This is a genomic window from Emticicia sp. 17c (assembly GCF_037153985.1).
Classification (GTDB): Bacteria; Bacteroidota; Bacteroidia; order Cytophagales; family Spirosomataceae; genus Emticicia.
The window spans coordinates 42,427-63,043 of the sequence record NZ_JBBAYI010000006.1 but is presented as its reverse complement, the minus strand read 5'-3'; the positions used below and the strand labels follow the sequence as shown (position 1 = coordinate 63,043).

Annotated in this window: 16 protein-coding genes; 2 read left to right on the top strand and 14 right to left on the bottom strand. The window is 42.7% G+C overall.

All coding sequences use genetic code 11. The features are described 5' to 3' along the window. Positions 1-9: 9 nt before the first annotated feature. Positions 10-531 (bottom strand): KdsC family phosphatase, encoded by a 522-nt coding sequence (locus WAA15_RS13105; protein ID WP_337043226.1) that lies wholly within the window; start codon positions 529-531, stop codon positions 10-12. Positions 532-692: 161 nt separating this feature from the next. Here WAA15_RS13105 and pbpC point away from each other — a divergent pair, with 161 nt between their 5' ends. After that, positions 693-2,942, top strand: coding sequence for a penicillin-binding protein 1C (pbpC, locus tag WAA15_RS13100; protein WP_442892802.1), 2,250 nt, complete (start codon positions 693-695; stop codon positions 2,940-2,942). 60 nt (positions 2,943-3,002) lie between these two features. On the opposite strand, the gene ahcY is transcribed toward pbpC, so the two are convergent. From ahcY to WAA15_RS13075, 5 genes are all read right to left on the bottom strand, one after another. After that, on the bottom strand, positions 3,003-4,319 hold the full coding sequence (gene ahcY, locus WAA15_RS13095; protein WP_337043224.1) for an adenosylhomocysteinase: 1,317 nt from the start codon (positions 4,317-4,319) through the stop codon (positions 3,003-3,005). A 295-nt stretch (positions 4,320-4,614) separates the two neighbouring features. Further along, complete coding sequence (locus WAA15_RS13090; protein WP_337043223.1) at positions 4,615-5,556, bottom strand: hypothetical protein; 942 nt, start codon at positions 5,554-5,556, stop codon at positions 4,615-4,617. A 20-nt stretch (positions 5,557-5,576) separates the two neighbouring features. Then, entirely contained in the window at positions 5,577-6,038 is a 462-nt protein-coding gene (locus WAA15_RS13085; RefSeq protein WP_337043222.1) for a hypothetical protein, read from the bottom strand. Between the two features lie 4 nt (positions 6,039-6,042). Then, on the bottom strand, positions 6,043-6,537 hold the full coding sequence (locus tag WAA15_RS13080; protein WP_337043221.1) for a hypothetical protein: 495 nt from the start codon (positions 6,535-6,537) through the stop codon (positions 6,043-6,045). Positions 6,538-6,742: 205 nt separating this feature from the next. After that, positions 6,743-7,402 carry a hypothetical protein gene (locus tag WAA15_RS13075; protein ID WP_337043220.1) on the bottom strand — a complete coding sequence of 220 codons (660 nt, stop codon included), beginning with the start codon at positions 7,400-7,402 and terminating at the stop codon, positions 6,743-6,745. A 316-nt stretch (positions 7,403-7,718) separates the two neighbouring features. On the opposite strand from WAA15_RS13075, the gene WAA15_RS13070 reads away from it, so the two are divergent. Continuing rightward, positions 7,719-9,476: an SMP-30/gluconolactonase/LRE family protein gene (locus tag WAA15_RS13070; RefSeq protein ID WP_337043219.1), complete on the top strand. Its 1,758-nt coding sequence runs from the start codon at positions 7,719-7,721 to the stop codon at positions 9,474-9,476. 80 nt (positions 9,477-9,556) lie between these two features. On the opposite strand, the gene WAA15_RS13065 is transcribed toward WAA15_RS13070, so the two are convergent. The 8 genes from WAA15_RS13065 to WAA15_RS13030 all read right to left on the bottom strand — a co-directional run bounded on the left by WAA15_RS13065 (position 9,557) and on the right by WAA15_RS13030 (position 20,384). Beyond that, on the bottom strand, positions 9,557-10,570 hold the full coding sequence (locus tag WAA15_RS13065) for an OmpA family protein (RefSeq protein WP_337043218.1): 1,014 nt from the start codon (positions 10,568-10,570) through the stop codon (positions 9,557-9,559). Positions 10,571-10,580: 10 nt separating this feature from the next. Then, positions 10,581-11,636, bottom strand: coding sequence for a hypothetical protein (locus WAA15_RS13060; protein WP_337043217.1), 1,056 nt, complete (start codon positions 11,634-11,636; stop codon positions 10,581-10,583). 107 nt (positions 11,637-11,743) lie between these two features. After that, positions 11,744-12,487: a LytR/AlgR family response regulator transcription factor gene (locus WAA15_RS13055; RefSeq protein ID WP_337043216.1), complete on the bottom strand. Its 744-nt coding sequence runs from the start codon at positions 12,485-12,487 to the stop codon at positions 11,744-11,746. 20 nt (positions 12,488-12,507) lie between these two features. Next, positions 12,508-15,576, bottom strand: a complete 3,069-nt coding sequence (locus WAA15_RS13050) for a ligand-binding sensor domain-containing protein (RefSeq protein ID WP_337043215.1) — start codon at positions 15,574-15,576, stop codon at positions 12,508-12,510. 216 nt (positions 15,577-15,792) lie between these two features. After that, positions 15,793-16,917: a Gfo/Idh/MocA family protein gene (locus WAA15_RS13045; RefSeq protein ID WP_337043214.1), complete on the bottom strand. Its 1,125-nt coding sequence runs from the start codon at positions 16,915-16,917 to the stop codon at positions 15,793-15,795. Between the two features lie 33 nt (positions 16,918-16,950). Next, on the bottom strand, positions 16,951-17,856 hold the full coding sequence (locus WAA15_RS13040) for a TolB family protein (protein ID WP_337043213.1): 906 nt from the start codon (positions 17,854-17,856) through the stop codon (positions 16,951-16,953). A gap of 74 nt (positions 17,857-17,930) precedes the next feature. Further along, the gene (gene nadB / locus WAA15_RS13035; RefSeq protein ID WP_337043212.1) at positions 17,931-19,520 is read right to left on the bottom strand and encodes an L-aspartate oxidase; all 1,590 of its coding nucleotides are present in this window, start codon (positions 19,518-19,520) and stop codon (positions 17,931-17,933) included. Positions 19,521-19,613: 93 nt separating this feature from the next. After that, positions 19,614-20,384 carry an SDR family NAD(P)-dependent oxidoreductase gene (locus WAA15_RS13030; protein WP_337043211.1) on the bottom strand — a complete coding sequence of 257 codons (771 nt, stop codon included), beginning with the start codon at positions 20,382-20,384 and terminating at the stop codon, positions 19,614-19,616. Between the last annotated feature and the right edge of the window lie 233 nt (positions 20,385-20,617).

Genomic DNA, 20,617 nt, shown 5'->3' with positions numbered 1-20,617 from the left:
CTTTTTGTTTTAGAATATTTTCATCCATTTATCCTGTTCTTTCATCACGAGTTCTATTACTTCTCTTACGGCACCTTTTCCGCCGTTTTTTTCTGACTGATAAAAAGCTACTTCTTTTATTTCAGCTACGGCATCAGCAGGGCATACCGAAAGCACATTTCGGTGTTTCATAATTTCCCAATCGGGCAAATCATCTCCCATATAAACGGTTTCTTCTGCTACCAGACTGTTATCAATCAAAAACTGGTCGAAAACCGAAAGTTTTTTATCGGTGCTAACACCCAGAAAAATATCTTTTATGCCTAAAGGCGAAAGTCTTTCTCTGACGCTTTCTTCTTTACCGCCCGAGATAATAGCAATTCTATAACCCGAACGCACGGCTTTGCCCATGGCATAGCCATCTTTTACATTAAAAGTTCGGGCTAATTCGCCCCCACGTAAGGCTATCACGGTAGAGTCGGTCAATACGCCGTCGATGTCAAAAATAAAAGTAGTGATTTTACGAAGCTTGGCTTTTAATTTTAGGTCCATGAAAATTTACAATAGTTTAAATCACAATATTCGTTTAAATTCGTTTAATTCATGTCTAAAATTTAAAAAATAAATTCGTGTTCAGGTCTTTCTTACGAAAATTGTACAGGCTGTTATTCAAGAATATTTACGGCAAAATAGCCGTTGCGCTATTGCTGATAATGCTGATACTGAACCTCCTGTTTCCGCTGAAAGTCTCTGTCAGATACTCAACACTTGTTACTGCTGCCGACAACTCGTTGTTACACGCCTTTTTAAGCCCCGACGATAAATGGCGTATGTTTGTAGAACTCCGCGAGATAAGCCCAACACTTCGGAAGGCTATTCTCACGAAAGAAGATAAATATTTCTACTATCATTTTGGGGTTAATCCGGTGGCAGTTGTAAGAGCTTTGTATAACAATATCGTGAAAGGCCGCCGAACCTCCGGCGCAAGTACCATTACTATGCAGGTGGTAAGGCTCTTGTACCCGCACGAGCGCACGTATCTGCACAAGCTCTCAGAAATGGGGCGAGCCATACAACTGGAATTATTTTACTCGAAAGACGAAATTCTACAACTATACCTTAATCTGGTGCCGTATGGCTCAAATATCGAAGGCATCAAATCGGCTTCATATCTGTATTTTCAAAAATCGCCAGACAGGCTTAGCCTTGCCGAAGTAACCACGTTGGCAATTATCCCGAACAGGCCCACCAGCTTGCAATTAGGGGTAAAAAATGCCTTAATTGTACAAGAGCGTAATAAATGGCTAGAAAGATTCAGGAAAGAAAACGCTTTTTCTGGGCAGGTTATTAATGATGCCCTCAGAGAACCTTTGCAGGTAAGCCGCCATGAAGCACCCAAACAAGTGCCGCATCTGGCTATCAGGCTCAAAAAGCAGTTTCCTGATGTGCCTACTATTCGGACAAACATCAGGGTATCGGTACAAGCCAAAGTAAGCCAGTTGGTCGAAAATTACGTGAATCGGCTGCGGGCCATGAATATTCATAATGCGGCGGTTCTGGTTATTAATAACGAGAATATGCAGGTAGAAAGTTATGTTGGCTCGGCCAGTTTTTATGACAAAGCCGATGGCGGGCAGGTTGATGGCATACAGGCGATACGCTCGCCGGGCAGTGCCTTAAAACCAGTGCTTTATGCTACGGCTTTCGATAAAGGCATTATTACGCCTAAAAATATTATTAATGATGTGCCTACCAATTTTAATGGTTTTGAGCCTGAGAACTTCGATAAGAAGTTTAATGGAAAAGTAACGGTTGAGTTCGCACTGGCCAATTCGCTGAATATTCCGGCGGTGAAGGTTGTGCGTGATTTAGGAAAAAAAGAACTCATTGATGTCTTAAAAAAGGCTAATTTCCAGACGGTAAAGAAACAGGAAAAAGACTTGGGTTTATCAATCGTACTAGGGGGGTGTGGTGTAACGCTTGAAGAAATGACACAGCTTTATACTGTTTTTGCCAATAAAGGCGTTTGGAGAAATGCACAGTTCAGAAAAGTAGATGAAAAGGTAGATGGGGCTTCGGTTTTGTCGGAAGAATCGTGTTTTCTGATTACGCAGATTCTCTCCCAGATTAAGCGGCCTGATTTGCCCAATAATTTTGATTACACGTATCGTTTACCCAGAATTGCGTGGAAAACCGGCACTTCTTTCGGTAAGCGTGATGCGTGGAGCATTGGGTATAATAAAAAATATACGATTGGGGTTTGGGTGGGTAATTTTTCAGGCGAAGGAGTTCCCGAACTCAGCGGGGCCGAAATAGCCACGCCTCTGTTGTTTCAGGTATTTAATAGTATTGATTACAACTCTACTAACGAGTGGTTTCAGCAGCCCAAAAATGTGGTTTCCAGACAGGTTTGTGCAGAGTCGGGCGATTTGCCGGATGAATATTGCGCAAACAAAATTCTGGATTATTCTATCAAGAATGTCTCACACGTGCGCAAGTGTAACCATATCAGGAAGTTTTTTATCAGTTATGACGAAAAGATAAGCTACTGTACACAATGCCTGCCCATAGATGGCCGATATAAAGAGAAAGCATTCCTGAATCTGGCCCCAGAACTGATTAGTTTCTATGAGTCGAAACATATTCTCTACGAAAAAATTCCGCCGCATAATCCGGCGTGTACAAGGGTGTTCAGAACGGCCAGTAATAATCCGCTTATAACTAACCCTAATGATGGCAGCGAGTATTATATCAGTAGCAACGACCCCCAGCAATTGCAGTTAGCTTGCCAAGCAGCTAACGACGCAAAAGAAGTATACTGGTATGTAAACGACAAACTTCTGAAAAAATCGGGGGCTAATCAGCCTGTTTTCTTTACTCCGGCTGTGGGTAAACTTAAAATTTCCTGTACGGACGACAAAGGCCGGAGCAGTAGTATTTATGTAACGATAAAAACCGAGTAGCGGCCATAAAAAAAGGGAGTTTCGACAACTCCCTTTTTTGCGTTAAAACTATCTATATTATTAATAACGATACATTTCTGACTTGAATGGCCCTTCAACAGAAACACCAATGTAAGCAGCTTGGTCGTTATTTAGAGTATCTAGCTTAGCACCTACGTGTGCCAGATGGAAAGCCGCTACTTTTTCGTCTAATTGCTTAGGCAATACGTATACTTTTTTCTCATATTTTTCGCTGTTGTTCCATAGTTCGATTTGCGCCAATGTCTGGTTCGAGAATGAACATGACATTACGAAAGATGGGTGACCCATTGCGCAACCTAAGTTTACCAAGCGTCCTTCAGCCAGAATAATTATTTCTTTACCATCAATTTCGTACATATCAACCTGTGGTTTAATAACAGATTTTGTATGTCCATAGTTTTTGTTCAACCAAGCCATATCAATTTCGTTATCGAAGTGGCCAATGTTACAAACAACGGCTTTGTCACGCATGGCTTTAAAGTGGCGGTCACGGATAATGTCGATGTTTCCGGTTGCTGTTACAAAAATATTGGCACGGGTAGCGGCTTCGTCCATTGTTACTACTTCGTAGCCATCCATTGCTGCTTGTAGCGCACAAATCGGGTCAATTTCAGTTACTAATACTCTACAACCAGCGCCACGTAACGAGTCGGCCGAACCTTTACCCACATCGCCGTATCCGGCTACAACGGCTACTTTACCTGCCAGCATAAGGTCTGTGGCACGGCGGATAGCATCAACCAAAGACTCACGACAACCGTATTTATTATCAAATTTCGATTTTGTTACCGAGTCGTTTACGTTAATAGCAGGTAAGTGTAATGTGCCGTTTCTCTGACGTTCATATAAACGGTGTACACCTGTTGTTGTTTCTTCTGATAAACCTTTAATATTGCTTATTAACTCAGGGTATTTATCAAATACCATGTTTGTTAAATCACCACCATCGTCCAGAATCATGTTTAATGGTTTTTGTTCTTCACCAAAAAACAAAGTTTGTTCAATACACCAGTCAAACTCTTCGGCTGTTTGGCCTTTCCACGCATAGACCTGAATACCAGCGGCAGCAATTGCAGCAGCGGCGTGGTCTTGTGTTGAGAAAATATTACATGACGACCAAGTAACTTCAGCACCTAACTCTACCAATGTTTCAATCAAAACAGCAGTCTGGATGGTCATGTGTAAGCAACCTGCCACACGTGCGCCAGCCAACGGTTTTGACGGACCGTACTCTTTACGAATTGACATTAGCCCGGGCATTTCGGCTTCGGCTAATTTTATTTCTTTACGACCCCAATCGGCAAGGGAGATGTCTTTTACTTTGTAAGGAATGTAATTATTTGTTGCTGTTGACATTATGATTTAAGTTAAATTATCCTTATTAAATTGTTAATTTAGTTGGTTTTTCTAAATTTTCTGTAAAATTAGGATAATTTATTGGTAGTATAAATTTTTTATGGATAATTTTATTTAATAAGCCCATAATACAGGATATTTTTTAAGGAAGCCCCCGCAGGAGCCATGTTTTGTGCTAGCCTATATGAGTTTCAGGCTGGGTAATGTTAGCATTAATCATGAGACTAAACCACAGGTATAAAAAATCCTCTGCTTTATTGGGCAGAGGATTACTTGGTAAAGAAATGATGTTGGTTTATAACTCTCGGAGCCATTCCTGTGCAATTTCACGGAAGGCCATTGTAGCGGGTTTTCCTATTCTGAAACACTGCTTCCAGACTCTGGGTTTGTCGCGGTATGTTTCGTTCTCAAACTCTTCAAAACCGTTCGACTGTTTAATTATTTTGGCATTAAAGTCTACATCGACCGATTCGTCTAGAAATTGCTGTAACTGCGCTTTTATATTGGCTTTATAGTTTTTCTTGGCTTGAATTTCGGCCATTATGCGGGTGTTTTCTTCTTTGTCCTGCTCCAGATTAGATTGTATTTCGCTATCGGCCAATGCCTTAGCATATTGTTTGGTAAACTCGGCAGGGTTTGACTTGAGCAATGGCTTTATTTTAAGAATATTCTGTGCTAACGCAATTTGCCTTTTGTATAAGTTTTTGAGCGAGTTAAGCTGTTGTATATCGTCGAGGCTTGCGTTAGTTACGTCTTTGTTTTCTATGTCTTGCAGCCCTTTCTGAAAGTTATCCAGAGAACTTTGCTGAATCTGGAAAATCTGTTCGGACATTCCGGGTATTTTTATGAGCGATTCGGCCGACTCCAGATTACTTCTGTAACTGTCTTCATATTTTTCTTTTATTTCAGGCGAGTTTCGGTCAACATTTCTCAATTGGCTCATCAGGCTTTTTTCGTAGTCGGCCTTAAAGTTGGTTCCCATTACAAAGGCTTTTACCATTTTGCCGATACTTCGGGCGGCTGAGGCTTGTTCGGCAACCGGAATAGCCATGCAGGCTTTTTTCATCTGCTGCGAGTAATAGAACTTAAAACCCGGAAACTCCTGATTGGCGGCTAACTGGATGATACGTTCTTTGAATTCGTCCTGATTGGTTCCAAAACGCGTTAGGTCGTCTGCCATGAAGCAAAAAGAGGCAATGCCAATTAATAACAGGCAGAATAAGGGTAGTTTTTTCATTGGGAATAATGTTTACTTAATTATAATTTCAGGGCTTTGGCAAGGGCTTTAACGGCTCCGGTGTCGGGCTGGTTGGGGCCAGTTACATCAATAATCAGTTTATCGGCTATCTGCATGGATACCGAAGCCAGATGGTTTTTCTTCATGTAGGTTACTTTTCCTTTAGCTTTACCAACGTTTATGTCTTCAATAGTGTATTCGTTTTTAGTTATGCTGGTGTCGTCGCCGTTGCCTGATACCAGCAATACAGGATTCCCCTTAGGGTATTCGGTCAGGGAAATTGTAATGCTTAACTTGCCGTTGCTGTATTTTTGTGCGCAGGTGTTCATGGGAGGCATACCGGCAACATTCATCGAACTACAATCGGGTTTTCCCTGTGGTTTATAGTTCATGGTTTCGGAGGGGAACTTGGCCGCAAGTGGTGTTTGTGCCAATAACCCAAATGCGCAGAGCGATAAAACTATAGTAGCAAGATATTTCATGAGTTTACAGGCATTTAGTTACTTCTGTTCCGTTTCGGGTTGCCATTTTAAAGCATTCGAGCTTAATTTCGACTTTTACTCCGTCTTTGGTTGTGCCATTGATATTTGCTACCGTCGAATTACTGGTGGTTGAGAGTTTCAGAAACCCGTTTGCTTTTTGTGTAACTTTCATTGATTCCTGACCTAGTTCGTATCTAGGGCCTACCAGAATTTTCCCGAAAGCTACTTTTACATAAAAAATATCGGTTCCGGCTATGGCTTTGGCACGGTCGGGTACAATAAGTTGTAAACTGGTAACACCTGCGCCATCCTTAACAGAATACTGGTTCCCGAAGGCTATGCCATCTACTATGTTACAACTACACGTAGTAGTAGCTGAAGTAACATCATAAGAACCAGCGTTTTTTCCGCCGGTAAGTTTCACGTGAATTTTGGTATTTTGTGCTGTCACAGCCAGCGCGCAACAACCTAGCAGCAGTACGAGTATTGTCTTTTTCATGGGCATATAGAATTGAGAGTTCGGTTAATAGGATAATTGTGCTATTTCTTTGTATATGACTTGTGGTTTTCTGTTGATATAATAAAAGGTTAGTACTTTTTCCTCTAAAAAAGGGCGGTTTACATTTTTAAAGGCATAGCAATAACAAGAGAAGAAAAAAAGTTGTTTTCTTCCCGAATATAGGTATTCGTATATATGCTAGTGATTAGTTGCTTTTCAGGCGCATTTTCCCGTTGGTTAGCACGATTTCATCCTTTTTGTCTTGCTTTTTGTAGCCATTTCCTTCAGGGTCAATGTTAGAGTCGAATCCGGTGGCTTGGGTAATTACCTTGTTTTCCATTTTATCTTTCAGGCGGCCCAATCCGCCAAACACAGTTGCCGAGGCTTTTTCTTTCCAGTAAGTACCCGTGAGCTTGCTGCTGAATGTTATTTCAATAAAACCATCTCCGGTATTTTTTACCTCAAGGGTTTCGTTGTTGTTCTGCGATTCTCCCATGTGGTATTCCATGCGTGGTTCTTTGGTTTCTTCTACATACCTTATGGCTGCAATACCCTTATACTTGCCTAAATCCTGTGCTTTTTTTATGTTTTCTTTGGTATCGGGGTTGTCGGCGTTTACTATCAGATAAGTGCCTGATTCTACTGCCGAGCGTCCGTAAAAATCGCCTAGCCAGATTCTTACCATTCTGTCGGGTTTGGTTGCGTTGCCAGTAAAGTAACCGTAGTTGCCAATTTTTATTTGTCTGGGCTGGGTTTTATACTCGGTGCCGTTAATGAGTACAGTCATGGTGTTATCGTTAGCTATCTGGGCCAAACAACCTAGCGATAACAAGAATAAAACAGTTGATAAACAGAAGGTTTTCATGTTATAAGAATAATTAAAGTTATTAGAAATCTTGAGCTACCGATGGCTCAGGGTATTGCTAATAACGTTTTTTATAAGCAGTGTTTTTATTTTCGGGTGAACATTATGCTATAAAATTTACTGAAAGGTCGTAAAATTTTATTTTCATGAATGCGGCATTTAATATTTACATACGTTGGTTTAACCAAATGCAGGTTTTAAGCCATAAGCGGATTTCGGGAATGGAAGAAACGGCCTGATTATCAGGATATTTTCAGAGGGCATCGAAAGTTTTTTAGTATATTTGGCTATTATACACCACCTATTCTTCTGAACTATGAAAAAAATCGTTTTTGCCCTATTTATGCTGTGGCATGGGCATTCTTTAGCACAAACCCCCGCCGAAAATTATGCCGAAGACCCCGCTTCGGTTGAGCAGGCAGGCGTACCTAAAGGAGAAGTTTTAAAGTTTGAATTTGCCAGTTCCAAGATATTTCCGGGTACATGGCGCGAGTACTGGGTTTATGTTCCGGCTCAGTACAAGCCTGATAAACCGGCCTGTGTATATGTAAATCAGGACGGTATCCAGTGGAAAGCCCCAACCGTGTTTGATAACCTGATTCATAAAAAAGAAATGCCTGTTACCATAGGTGTTTTTGTGATGCACGGAAAGGTAAAAGCCGACAACGAATCGGCTGCACTCGACCGCTTTAATCGTAGTTTTGAATACGATGGGCTAGGAGATGCTTACGCAAGGTTTATTCTGGAAGAATTACTGCCCGAAGTAGAGAAGAAGACTACTAGCGACGGCCGCCCGATACGCTTATCGAAAGATGGAAACGACCGTGCCATTGGAGGTGCAAGCAGCGGTGCTGTGTGTGCTTTTACTGCCGCATGGGAACGCCCCGATGCTTTTTCGAGGGTATTTAGTGCCATTGGTACTTATGTGGGTTTGAGAGGTGCGCACGAATATCCAACATTAATCAGGAAGTATGCACCGAAGCCTATTCGGGTATATTTACAGGATGGTACGAACGACCTGAATATTTATGCAGGAGATTGGTGGAAATCGAATGAGTTAATGGAACGAGCATTGGTTTTTTCGGGCTATGAAGTAAAACACGCTTGGGGCGAAGGGGCGCATAATGGTAAACATGGCACGGCGGTTTTTCCTGAAGCAATGCGATGGCTCTGGAAAGATTATCCGAAACCTGTAACAGCCGGAAAAAGTAAAAATCAGTTTGTAAGTGAAATTCTTCTGGATAATCAGGATTGGGAGCTGGTGGGCGAAGGATACACGTTTACAGAGGGCATAGCAGCTAATGCGGCTGGTGAGGTGTATTTTCAGGATATTCCTAACTCAAAAACCTATAAGATAGGGCTAGACGGAAAATTGGTAACGCTCGACCTTGATGCGAAAAAATCGAGTGGTACGGCTTTCAGCCCCGATGGAAAACGGTATGTAGTGGCAGGCGGAACCAAACAAATTCTGAGTTATGATGCTACGGGCAAAGAAACGGTTGTAGCAGATAATCAGACGGGCAACGATATTGTAGTGGCCAGCAATGGAAACATCTACATTACTGCCCCTAACGGTGTTACAGCCCCTAGTAAGCTGTACCTCATAAGGCCCAACGGAGAAAAAATTGAAGTAGATGAGGGGTTGAAGTTTGCCAATGGGCTAACACTCTCGCCCGACCAGACACAACTGTATGTAACGGAGTCGGCTTCGCATTGGGTTTGGGTGTACCAGATACAAGCCGATGGTCGGCTGGCACATAAACAAAAATATGGCTGGCTGCATGTGAGAGATGTAGATGAAAATGCGTGGTCGGACGGCTTAAAATGTGATAAAGATGGAAGAATATATGTTACTTCGCTTTCGGGTATACAGGTACTTGACCAAACCGGACGGGTAAATGCTATTCTGACCGTGCCTAAAACCAGAGGGCAGGTATCGAATTTGTGTTTTGGTGGCCCTGATTTTGATACCATGTATATTACTTGTGTCGATAAGGTGTTTCGTCGTAAGGTAAAGGTCAAAGGAGCTAACACTTTCGATGTGCCTCATAAGCCTGCCGCACCTAAACTTTAAGCTATACAATTATATAAAAACAAGCCCAATGCTGAAAAAACAGCTTGGGCTTTTGTTTGTTTATAGTCAGATAATAGTTGCTAGAGTTTTAAAAACTCAACCCTTCGGTTATTGGCTTTGCCGTCAAAGGTGTTGTTGTCGGCTATGGGCTTGGTTTCGCCGTAGCCCTTTGTGGTGAGCCGCGAGGCTTCTATACCTGTTGAAACAAGTTGATTTTTTACTGCCTCGGCACGGGCTTGCGAAAGTTTCATGTTGCTGGCATTGTCACCGTCCGAATCGGTGTGGCCGCCTATTTCATATTTGAGCGAGGGGTTTTCTTTCAGAATTTTGGCTATGGCATTGATTTCACCCATTGATTCGGGTTTGATAGTAGCCTTGTTAACATCGAAACGGATTCCGTGCGAAATATACTTGCCATCAGTAAAAGCCTTGCCAATAATGTTCATGTCGCCGCCTGCGGCCAGTTTGAAATTTTTGAACATCATGTTTTTGCCTTCGCTGGCATTTCCGGCCATGCTCACTGATACGGCCTTAAACTCAATGTCAGGCACAACCAGAACACGGTATTGGTCGCAGTAGACTTTCAGTTGGTTATTTTTATAGGCAATGGCATAATGATGCCATTTGTTGAAATAATTCTCACTTTTGAGGCTTTCGGGCAATGGGCCGTTTAATGTGCCGCCCGGATAATCGCAGGTAACATATACGTTGTATGTTGTCAGGGTTACGGGCGTATCTTCCCCGTTTTTCAGGAGAAGCATTACACCTGCGTTGCTGTCGTATGCTTCATCATGCCAAGTGTCAAATTCGATGGTAAACTCGGCAGGTAAATAGCTGGGGGTTTTCATACGAGGCGACAAAACCGTGTAGAATTGTGTAATAAAAAGTGCGTTTTCGTCGCCTGCTTTGTTAACTACGGCTTGCCCGCCGTTTAGTTTCCAGTGAATCCCGAATTCTCCCTGCCGAGAGTCCGAAAAATCATCGGCGAAGATAATCTTGTCGCCTGCTACAAAATCATAATTCTGGTAGGCTTTAATATCCTGTGCAACCCCCAAAAAGGGTAATAGTGCAAAAATAGCAAGTAGTTTTTTCATGGTATTGGTTTTAATTTGCTTTCATTACTGTGAATTTTCCGTAAATACTGCCTACAACTATTTCTTTGCCTACGGCCGTATAAATCTTTGTTGAAAAATGCCCTTCCATGGTTTTGCCATCGTCTTTTGTAATGGTTACGATACCTGTGCAGGGTAGTTCGTTGTCTTGTGGGTCTTTAATATCCTTGCCACAGCCAAAGGCTTGTTGGCTACTAGGTATGGCAAACCCCAAACCTATGTCTTTGCCCACGAGCGAGAAAGTACCCATATCTTTACCTTTATAGGCAAAACCTAAAATAGCTATGCTAGGCACTATCTGTAAACTACCATCCATTGCTTGCAGGGCCAATTCTGAAAAGCGGGTGGCGGTCAGGTTTTGTTTGGGGTCATAAATAGCCATGGCATTGCTGCTGATGGCACTTAAATTATAGCCGCTCGATTTCTGGGCTTGTGCCAACTGTTTTTGCGCTTCCTGCATTTTGGCTTGCACGTCGGGGGGGAGTTTCACATTGGCCGGAACCGCAGGCATCTGGAAACCTCCGTTGTTTTTATTAGTAAACTTGGCATTTATGATACCCATGCTGGGCATATTTAATACAATAGCCGTTTCGTTTTCGACAAAATAGAGGGTTTTTAGTAATTGTACTTTGGGTAAATTCGGGCTTAGGGGTTCGCAGTCGACAGAAACAACCATGATTCTTTTGGCAGGGGCTTGCCCGGGTGCGGTATAATTGGCTACAATTGATTCTGTAATGATATTACCGCCACCTTCAACCACCCGCCAGTTGGTTACTTTGTAAGGATTAACCTCGCCCTCTGGCAGTAGCATATCGGTTGGCATTCCTTCGGGTACGCCTTCGGCGTTGTCTTTAGGCGGAATAAGCACCCTGACCGACAGCATACAGGTTTCGTTGGGTTCGAGCAGGTCTTTGTTTGAACTCAGGATGAGTTGCGCACCCTTTTGTGCAATGGCTTTGTCCCAGTCTTGTTTTGACCAGCCTGCGGGTTTTTGTGCAAAGAGGCTCCACGGTAGGCTCAGGAGTAAGAAAGTAATTCGGAATGACATAATAGGTGTTTTTGATACCTAAAAGTCAGAAAAAACAAACCAAACAGCCCCGAAGATTAATAAGTGCTTTACTAGAGTTAACAATTGGTAGAAGAAACTTTATAAAATTAAATGTTTTTGAGCATTTCGAGAAACTCTTCTTTTTTGCGTTTGCTTACATCAACAGTTTGCCCATTGGTAAGTACTAACAGGTTGTCGGCCTTGATGAATTTCTTTACATGATTGAGGTTAACCATAAAGCTGTGGTGAGTTCTGAAAAAATGGTGTTCGGTAAGCACGTCTTCATATTCGCGCAGGTTTTTTGACGAAACAATCTTGCCATCGTTGGCTGTAAAAATAGTGGTGTAGGGGCCGTCTGCTTCCAGACAAATAATTTCAGAAATATTCAGCAGTGTAATGCCATCAAGAGAGTTAATAATAAGTTTGTTGGGTAGTTCTTTGGGGGTTTTCCAGATTTTCAGGAGTAACGATAACTGTTCGTTTAGTTTGCTTTTTTCATGCTTTAGCTTGAGCCGCTCAATGGTTTTCTGGAGGTCGTCAGGAATAACCGGCTTTAGCAGGTAGTCAAAGGCGGTGTATTTATAGGCTTTTACGGCAAATTCGTTATAGGCCGTTACGAAAATAATATCGAAATTAATGTCTCCCAGCAGGTCTAATAGCTGAAAGCCGTCAATGTCTGGCATATAAATGTCCAGAAAAACCACATCGGGCGTATTTTTTCTGATTAATTCAATACCTTGCTGGGCATTAGCTGCCGAATCGAGTACTTCAACGTCGGGGCAGTACCGGTTCAGGAGTTCTTTCAGCAGATTTCTGCTTTTTTGTTCGTCGTCAATAATAATGGCTTTCATGAAATCAGGTGTTATGTGTCTTAAATCGGAATCTTTATTTCTACCCTTGTTCCTGCGGGCTTTTGTGTGTGGTCGTATAAGTCTATTACTTTAAAATCGGCTTTAATCTGATTCAGGTCTGTAATAATTTTCAGGCGTTCATCCAGAATGTCCAGAGCCTTCGAAGCGTGCGCTGATTTTAACTGGTTTTTCTGGCTCTGTGCTGCTTCCCTGCCAATGCCATTGTCTTCTATCTGAATATATAAAAGAGTTTCGTCCGAACTGATGGTGATTTTTATCTGCTTTCGGCCTTTTTTCTTCAATAACCCATGCCAGATGGCATTTTCTAGAAAAGGCTGAATCATCATCGGGGGGATAGTCAGCAGGGTAATATCTTCATGAGTATTTACGGATATTTCAGTATAAAAAACTTCTGAAAAACGGAGTTTCTCGAGGTCAAGATATAGTTTGATAACCTCTAGTTCTTTATCGAGCGAAATCCGGCGTTTATCAGAGTTTTCCAGCACCATGCGCATAAGTTTTGAAAATTGTGCCAGATACGTAACGGCGGCATCGGTTTGTCCGGTAATGACGCACTCCTGAATGGCATTCAATGAGTTGAACATAAAGTGGGGGTTCATCTGCACGCGCAGGGCTTTCATGCGTAATTCGGCAATTTGTTCGCTTATCGCACTTTTTTGTGCCTCTTGTTTGCGTATCTGGCTTATGCGCATCACAAATAGCGTATACCCCAGCCCCGACAAAAAAATGGCTGAAAGTGCCGCAAACCACCACGTTCGCCAGAAGGGGGGCGAAATAATGATTTTCAGTTTTGCACCTTCTTCGTTCCAGACTCCGTCGTTATTGGCAGCTTTTACATGAAAAACGTACTCGCCTTCACGCAGGTTTGAGTAACTGGCTAAATGCTGGTTACCCACATAATTCCATTTTTTCTCAAGCCCTTCAAGTCTGTACGCATATTGGTTTTTACTGGCATTGTTGTAGTTAATGGCTATGAAATTACACGAAAACTCGTTTTCGTAATACTCTAACGATAATTGCCTTACTTTTTCAATAGGGATGTTAAAGTGTTTGTCCTGATTAAGTACTTTAACATTGGTAAGTAATACTTTAGGCGCAACGGTGTTGGTCTTGACGGCGGCGGGGTCGAGTTTGTCGATGTTTTCGTAATAACCGATATAAAATTTCCCGTCTTTATCCTTTTTGAAATCGCCCGATAGTACATTGCCTGTAAGGCCGTCAAGCTCGGTAAAGTTGAAAAAACGCTTAGCCCGCCAGTCGAATTTTGATAATCCATTAGAGGTTGCCACCCAGATGTTTCCGTGTGTATCTTCTTGAATATTAGTACATTCATTGTTTACAAGGCCCTCGTCGGTTGTCCAATGGGTAAAAGTTTCCGTTTTTTCGTCGAAAAAGTTCAGCCCATTATCGGTGCCTATCCAGATTCTGCCTTTTGTATCCTGATAAATGGCCGTCAGGCGGTAGCCCGACAGGCTTTTCGGATTACCGTTTTCATGCCTAAAGTGCTGAAAACTTCTGGTTTTTTCATTAAAGCGGCTCAGGCATACATTCTGAAGTACCCAGATATTCCCGCGTTTGTCTTCCAGTAATTCCCAAACCAGATTATCGCCCAGACTGTCGGGCTGTTTTTCCTGACGTTTAAAATGCGTGAACGACTGCGTTTCGGGCATATACAAGTCAAGGCCGAAGTCGTATAAACCTACCCATAGCCTCCCTTTACTATCGAGCAGCAGAGCATTAACACGCCTGTGGCCTAAAGAGGCGGGGTTTTTATCGTCATGCTGAAAAACCTTGAATGTCTGGGTATTGAAATTGGCTCTTACAAGGCCATTCATGGTGCCAATCCAGTAGGTACTGGCATTGGTTTTATCTTTAATGATGGCGTTAATAGCATGGTTAGCTTGTGTATTAAGCTGCGGAGGAAAATTTTTATAGGTCTGAATTGGGGTAAAATTCTTGTCGGTTATGGTGAGGGCATCTTCGCCCCATGCACCAATCAGGTTGATAGATTCATCAAAGAAGATTTCGGTTGTGAAACCTTTGTTATGAACCGGAATTTTACCGAACAATTGTTTTGACGGAAAAACCCTGCTTACGCCGCCATCGGTATATATCCAGACGGTTCCTTGTTTATCCTGAAAAACGCCTGTGTTTATCATGCCTGCCAGCCCAAAGGGGTTTGTACTTTCGTAGGTATAATGGGCTGCGTCTGATAAATCGGTAAGGTTATTGATTTTGTCAGGCGGAACAATAAATAAACCAGCATTGGTGCTTATCCAAAGTTGTTTGTTGATTTCCCGTATACCAAAAACGCTGTATGTTTCGTCAGGAAACTGTTTTCTCAATGGTATTTTCCGGTATTCTCCAGTAATAGGGTTTAATTGGCACAAACCTGTGTCCCATGCCCCGAACCACCAGTTTTGGTGGCTGTCATGGCAGATACAATTAGCTACGCTGTTGGTTTTTTCGAGGTGCGAGAACTGCTGTGTAACAGGGTTATACCTGACGATTCCGTTCCATGAGCATAGCCAGAAGTTGCCGGTTTCGTCTTCAACGGCATAAAAAACATTGTTGACATTGCGGTATTTTGAGGCATTGTGGCTTGTACTGCTATGTAGCTCAAATGTTTTGTTTTGCCTGTTAAATAAATGAAGCCCGCGGTTATTCATGACCCAGATTCTTTGGTGTGAATCTTTAAAAACGTTGCAATCCCAGTTGTCAGAAAGGCTTTTGGGGTTTTTAGGGTCATTTACAAAGTTCTCGAAGGTTTCAAAGAAAGGATTAAAATGGCTTATGCCACCCTGTGTGCCTATCCAGAAAGTGCCGTCAGTATCTTCTATTATTGAGTTAAGTCGGTTGTCAATCAGAGAAGAGGTTTTCTGCGATTTGCGGTAAACTTTAATATTAATGCCATCGAAACGGTTTAGTCCGTCTTTGGTGCCAATCCAGATAAGCCCGCGTTGGTCCTGATGCACAAAAGAAATATCTTTTGACGAAAGCCCATCTTTAAGCGTAAGGTTATCGAACCGCAGGTGCAGGTATGGAAAAACAGCATTGACCTGTGCCATGCCAGTGAACGGAAAAAGAAAAAACAGTATGTAGAGTCTTGGTGTCAAGCAGGTTTGTGATACGGTTGTTTTCTTATCAAAGATGATAAAACAAGCACATACACGCAAGGTGCTTTAATAAATGGGCATAATTATTTTATTAGCGGCTTTATGTATGGGCATAAAAAAAGCTGTGTTGATGAAAACACAGCTTTGAAACGACAAAATAGCATTAGTTTATACAAGACTGATTTTTTTGCCTGTTTGGGCAGCTTCATAAATAGCCGTAAGGATTTTCATGTCACGAAGCCCTTCTTCGCCTGAGATGTGTGCCGGAAACGCCTTTGTTTCGAGAAATTCGCGGCAGATAGCTTCGAGCATATTGGCCTGATGGTGTACCACAGGCAAGTTGAGTTCGCCCTGACTGGTGCGGCCTTTAATGGGGCCATAGCTATAAGCGGGGCTCAGGTGAATAAAGCCTTTGTCGGCAGTGATAAACAATTGCTCAATATTGGTTTTGTAAGAGGTAAAGCCGTTTACAGTTACAGCATTGGGGAAATCGAACTGCCATGAGAGCGATTCTTCTACGTCTTTGAAACGCTCAGGGTCTGTAATGGGGCCAAACTGGGCGGTTACAGCCAGCGGCTCACGGCCTGTTACGTAGCGTGCTGCCTGTACGCAATAAACGCCAACATCCATCAGAGGGCCGCCTCCTGCCATCGATTTTTTCAGACGCCATTGGGTAGGGTCGCCAATGCGGAAACCGAAGTTTGATTGAATAAAACGGGTTTCGCCAAAAACTTTCTCGCGGCTCATGCGGATAATCTCTTTCGTAAATGGCTCGAAGTGCATCCGGTAGCCCACGCCCAGTTGTACGCCTGCATCTTTACAGGCTTTTATCATTTCTTCACATTCTTTTACTGTGTTAGCCATGGGTTTTTCGCACATAACGTGTTTACCGGCTTTGGCGGCTCTAATTACGTACTCATGGTGCATCGAGTTAGGTAATACCACATAAACAATGTCAATATCCTTGTTATTGGCTATCTGGTCGAAGTTCTGATAGTTATATACATTCTTTTTAGGAATATTGTATTTTTTCATCCATTCTTCGGCTTTGGCGGGCGTACCTGTTACAATACCTGCCAGATAACAGTTAGGGGTTTGTTCAAGCCCTACTGCTAGCTGATTTTTGGCATAGCTCCCTAGCCCAACCAGTGCAATGCCTAGTTTTTTGCCTTCATATTTGGGTTTAGGCTCAGGCACGCTAACAATTGAAGGTACCGTAAAGGCAATTGCTGTGGTGCCGAGGCCCACCCCCAGGTTTTGTAAAAACGAACGACGAGATTGGTTTTCTGTCATCAGATTGAGAATTTAAAATATGAGGAATCTGTGTTAATCTACTTTATAGGTAACAAAAGCTAGTTGCTTGCTATCGGGCGACCAGCTCGGTACGTTAATAGTGCCTTGCCCACCGAAAAATACTTCTGTGAGGTCTTTTATTTTTCTGGTTTTCAGTTCCATCAGGCGGAGCTTCACATTTTTACCAAATGGGTGTTTATCTTGTTGGTCGTTGATGTAAGTAATAAAAACAATCCATTTGCCATCGGGCGAGGGGTGAGCAAACCAGTTGCTGTATTCGTCGTTGGTGAGTTGTTCTTGTTCACTGCCATCGGGTTTCATGCGGTATAGGTGCATTTTTCCGGTACGATGCGAGTTAAAGTAAATATATTTGCCATCAGGCGAATACTCAGGGCCGTCGTCGAGGCTTGGAGCGTTGGTAAGCCTTTTTTCTTCGCCGCCTTCTGTCGGTATACTGTAAATATCGAAGTCTCCGTTTCGCATGGCGCAATAAACAAGCGTTTGACCGTCGGGCGAGATTCCATGCCAGTAAGAAGGTGCTTTTTCTGTAATTAATTTAGGTGTGCCGCCCTCGGCAGGTAAGGTAAAGATACGAGAGGTGCCTCCCTGATTGCCTTGCAGGCGGTTGTCGTTATGGCTGATGATTAACATTTTGCCATCGAAGCTAAGGCCGTGGTCGTTGTTGCAACGATTGGCGAAGTCGGTATTGATGTTGCCGAGGCTTTTGCCATCCATCCCGATTTTTTCGAGTAAGCCTTTTGAGTTAATAATGAAAAACTTTCCGTCGCGCGACCAGTTCGGGGCTTCGAAATGGCGTTTTTCTTTCATTACTATGGTTCTCTTGCCTGTTTTTATGTCAATTGTTTCGAGGGTACTTTCAACATTCGGAGGGGCTTGGGCAAACACAGCAATAGGGAAGATAAAGAATAATAACTTCATAGAATTGAGTACATTAAGGTTCATATAGTCGAATAGAAATCAAATGTACTCAATTCCTGAGAAATATAATAGACTTACAAGACCGAATTCTCGGGTTTTCCGCCGAGTTTATACGGGTAGTCTGTCGTGAAATGTAAACCTCGGCTTTCTTTGCGCTTGGTGGCACACCTGATAACCAGTTCGGCACATTGTACGAGGTTGCGTAGTTCACAGAGCTTAACCGAAAGTTTGGTTTTCTTGTAAAATTCTTCTGTTTCTTCTTTCAGAAGTTTCAAACGGCGAGAGGCACGTTCGAGACGGAAGTCAGAACGGACAATACCCACGTAGTCAGACATCATGCGTTGTAACTCACGAAGGTTGTGTGTTACCAGAATTTCTTCGTTCGATTGTTCGGTTCCGAACTCGTTCCAGTCTGGTACGTTTTCCTGAAATCTGATTTTATCTATATCGTCTACCGCCTGTTGGGCAATCCGATGGCCGAAAACGGCCGCTTCGAGCAAAGAGTTAGAAGCCAGACGATTGGCACCATGCAAACCTGTTGACGAGCACTCGCCACAAGCAAACAAACGATGAATAGTTGAGCGACCAAATTCGTCGACTAGCACACCACCGCACAGATAATGAGCCGCTGGCACAACCGGAATCATGTCTTTGGTAATATCAATACCTATGCTCAGGCATTTTTCGTAGATATTCGGGAAATGCTGAAGGATAAGCTCTTTTGGTTTGAAAGAAATATCCAGATAAACGTGGTCTTCGCCGGATTTTTTCATTTCGGCATCAATCGACCGCGCCACGATATCACGCGGGGCCAACGAGCCGCGTGGGTCGTAGTTCTGCATAAACTCTTCGCCCTTTTTGTTTTTCAGCACGCCCCCTTCACCTCTTACGGCTTCTGTAATTAAAAAGCTGGGGTACTCGCCTGGATTGTATAGAGATGTAGGGTGGAATTGTATCATTTCCATATCTCTTACTCTGCCTTTGGCGCGGTAAACCATTGCGATACCATCGCCGGTAGCAATTACAGGATTGGTTGTAGCCGAATAAATATTACCAGCTCCACCCGTAGCCATCAGCGTAACTTTTGAAAGAATGGTTTCGACCTGTCCGGTATGTACATTCAGGGCATACACCCCAAAACACGTAATGTCGTTGGTTTCGCGGGTAACTTCAATCCCTAAATGGTGTTGTGTAATAACCTCAACGGCGTAGTAATGCGTCAGAATCTCGATATTAGGGTTTTTGCTTACCTGCTCAAGCAGCGCGCGTTCAATCTCTTTGCCTGTAATATCTTTGTAGTGTAGAATTCGTTTTTCAGAGTGCCCTCCCTCACGTGTGAGGTCATATTCGCTGCCGTGCTTGTCGAAATTAGTGCCATAATCGATCAATTCCTGAATTCTGTCGGGGCCTTCGGTTACTACTATTTCCACAATTTTGCGGTCACAGAGGCCATCTCCGGCAATGAGCGTATCGTTAATATGTTTTTCAAAGGTGTCGGTGGCGGGGTCAAAAACCGCGGCAATGCCACCTTGCGCATATTTGGTATTGGTTTCGTCGGCATTTACTTTGGTTAGTACCAGAACTTTCCCTTTAGCGGCCGCTTTGAGTGCAAAACTCAAGCCAGCTATACCTGAACCTATTACTAGAAAATCTACTTTTTGCATGAGATAAAACTTGAATACTGGTCAATAAAAATGAAAAAATTTTATTGAGTAGCGGTCGATTAGGTTATTCAAATATTTTAAAACAAATCTCGGTTAGTTATTGAGCTTTACAAAGCCGCCGTCAATCAGGTAGTCGCAACCTGTAATAAAAGAGGCTTCGTCAGAACACAGATACACCGCCAGCGAACCAATTTCTTCTGGTTTGGCCATTCGGCCTATGGGCTGTGTTTTTGAGAGTTTATCAAACATTTCTTTTTCTTTGCCCGGATAGGTTTTTTTCAGAAACCCATCTACAAAAGGGGTGTGTACACGTGCCGGAGAGATACTGTTACAGCGAATATTGTATTTCAGGTAATCTTTAGCTACCTGCAAGGTCATGGTATAAACAGCCCCCTTGCTCATTGAGTAGGCAAAGCGGTCGGGGATACCCACTGTAGCGGCAATAGATGCCACATTCAGAATTGCCCCGCCTTTTTCTTTCAGGTACGGAATAACAGCCTGCAAACAATTATAAGTGCCTTTCACGTTAACGTTAAAAACTTTGTCGAAATCTTCTTCGGAGGTGGTTTCAACATTGCCGATATGAGCAATACCTGCGTTATTCACCAGAATATCAATGGTATTTTCTTTGGCTATTTTCTCAACGGTTTTTTTTACTTCCTTTTGCTTTGATACATCAACTTTATGGAAATATGCCTCGCCGCCATTGGCATTAATGAGGTCGGCTTCGCGCTCGGCTTGGTCGGTATTTAATTCAAAAATATGTACGGTTGCCCCTTGTTTAGCAAAAAGTCTGGAAATTGCGAGCCCAATCCCACTTGCTCCTCCGGTTACGATGGCTACTTTATTGTCGAGACGAAACATTTTATAAAAAATTAATAGATTAAATTTGCTGACTGAACAATTAAATTTTCGTCAAAATTAGCAGGCAAATCTGTAAGTAAAAATATTTCTATCTTACATTTGTCAAAATGATGGCGTATTTTAATGAGGCCTTTTAAATAGGCGTTGGTATAGGCCTGACTCACAGGGGCTTATTACACGTATAGGTGTGGGTTTTAAGGTTGTTTTTCAGGAATAAAAAGGTAATCTAAATC

Bases quoted from the DNA above. Each gene is read 5' to 3' on its own strand.
- WAA15_RS13105 (WP_337043226.1), bottom strand. From the start codon at position 531: ATGGACCTAAAATTAAAAGCCAAGCTTCGTAAAATCACTACTTTTATT.
- pbpC (WP_442892802.1), top strand. From the start codon at position 693: ATGCTGATACTGAACCTCCTGTTTCCGCTGAAAGTCTCTGTCAGATAC.
- ahcY (WP_337043224.1), bottom strand. From the start codon at position 4,319: ATGTCAACAGCAACAAATAATTACATTCCTTACAAAGTAAAAGACATC.
- WAA15_RS13090 (WP_337043223.1), bottom strand. From the start codon at position 5,556: ATGAAAAAACTACCCTTATTCTGCCTGTTATTAATTGGCATTGCCTCT.
- WAA15_RS13085 (WP_337043222.1), bottom strand. From the start codon at position 6,038: ATGAAATATCTTGCTACTATAGTTTTATCGCTCTGCGCATTTGGGTTA.
- WAA15_RS13080 (WP_337043221.1), bottom strand. From the start codon at position 6,537: ATGAAAAAGACAATACTCGTACTGCTGCTAGGTTGTTGCGCGCTGGCT.
- WAA15_RS13075 (WP_337043220.1), bottom strand. From the start codon at position 7,402: ATGAAAACCTTCTGTTTATCAACTGTTTTATTCTTGTTATCGCTAGGT.
- WAA15_RS13070 (WP_337043219.1), top strand. From the start codon at position 7,719: ATGAAAAAAATCGTTTTTGCCCTATTTATGCTGTGGCATGGGCATTCT.
- WAA15_RS13065 (WP_337043218.1), bottom strand. From the start codon at position 10,570: ATGAAAAAACTACTTGCTATTTTTGCACTATTACCCTTTTTGGGGGTT.
- WAA15_RS13060 (WP_337043217.1), bottom strand. From the start codon at position 11,636: ATGTCATTCCGAATTACTTTCTTACTCCTGAGCCTACCGTGGAGCCTC.
- WAA15_RS13055 (WP_337043216.1), bottom strand. From the start codon at position 12,487: ATGAAAGCCATTATTATTGACGACGAACAAAAAAGCAGAAATCTGCTG.
- WAA15_RS13050 (WP_337043215.1), bottom strand. From the start codon at position 15,576: ATGGCACAGGTCAATGCTGTTTTTCCATACCTGCACCTGCGGTTCGAT.
- WAA15_RS13045 (WP_337043214.1), bottom strand. From the start codon at position 16,917: ATGACAGAAAACCAATCTCGTCGTTCGTTTTTACAAAACCTGGGGGTG.
- WAA15_RS13040 (WP_337043213.1), bottom strand. From the start codon at position 17,856: ATGAAGTTATTATTCTTTATCTTCCCTATTGCTGTGTTTGCCCAAGCC.
- nadB (WP_337043212.1), bottom strand. From the start codon at position 19,520: ATGCAAAAAGTAGATTTTCTAGTAATAGGTTCAGGTATAGCTGGCTTG.
- WAA15_RS13030 (WP_337043211.1), bottom strand. From the start codon at position 20,384: ATGTTTCGTCTCGACAATAAAGTAGCCATCGTAACCGGAGGAGCAAGT.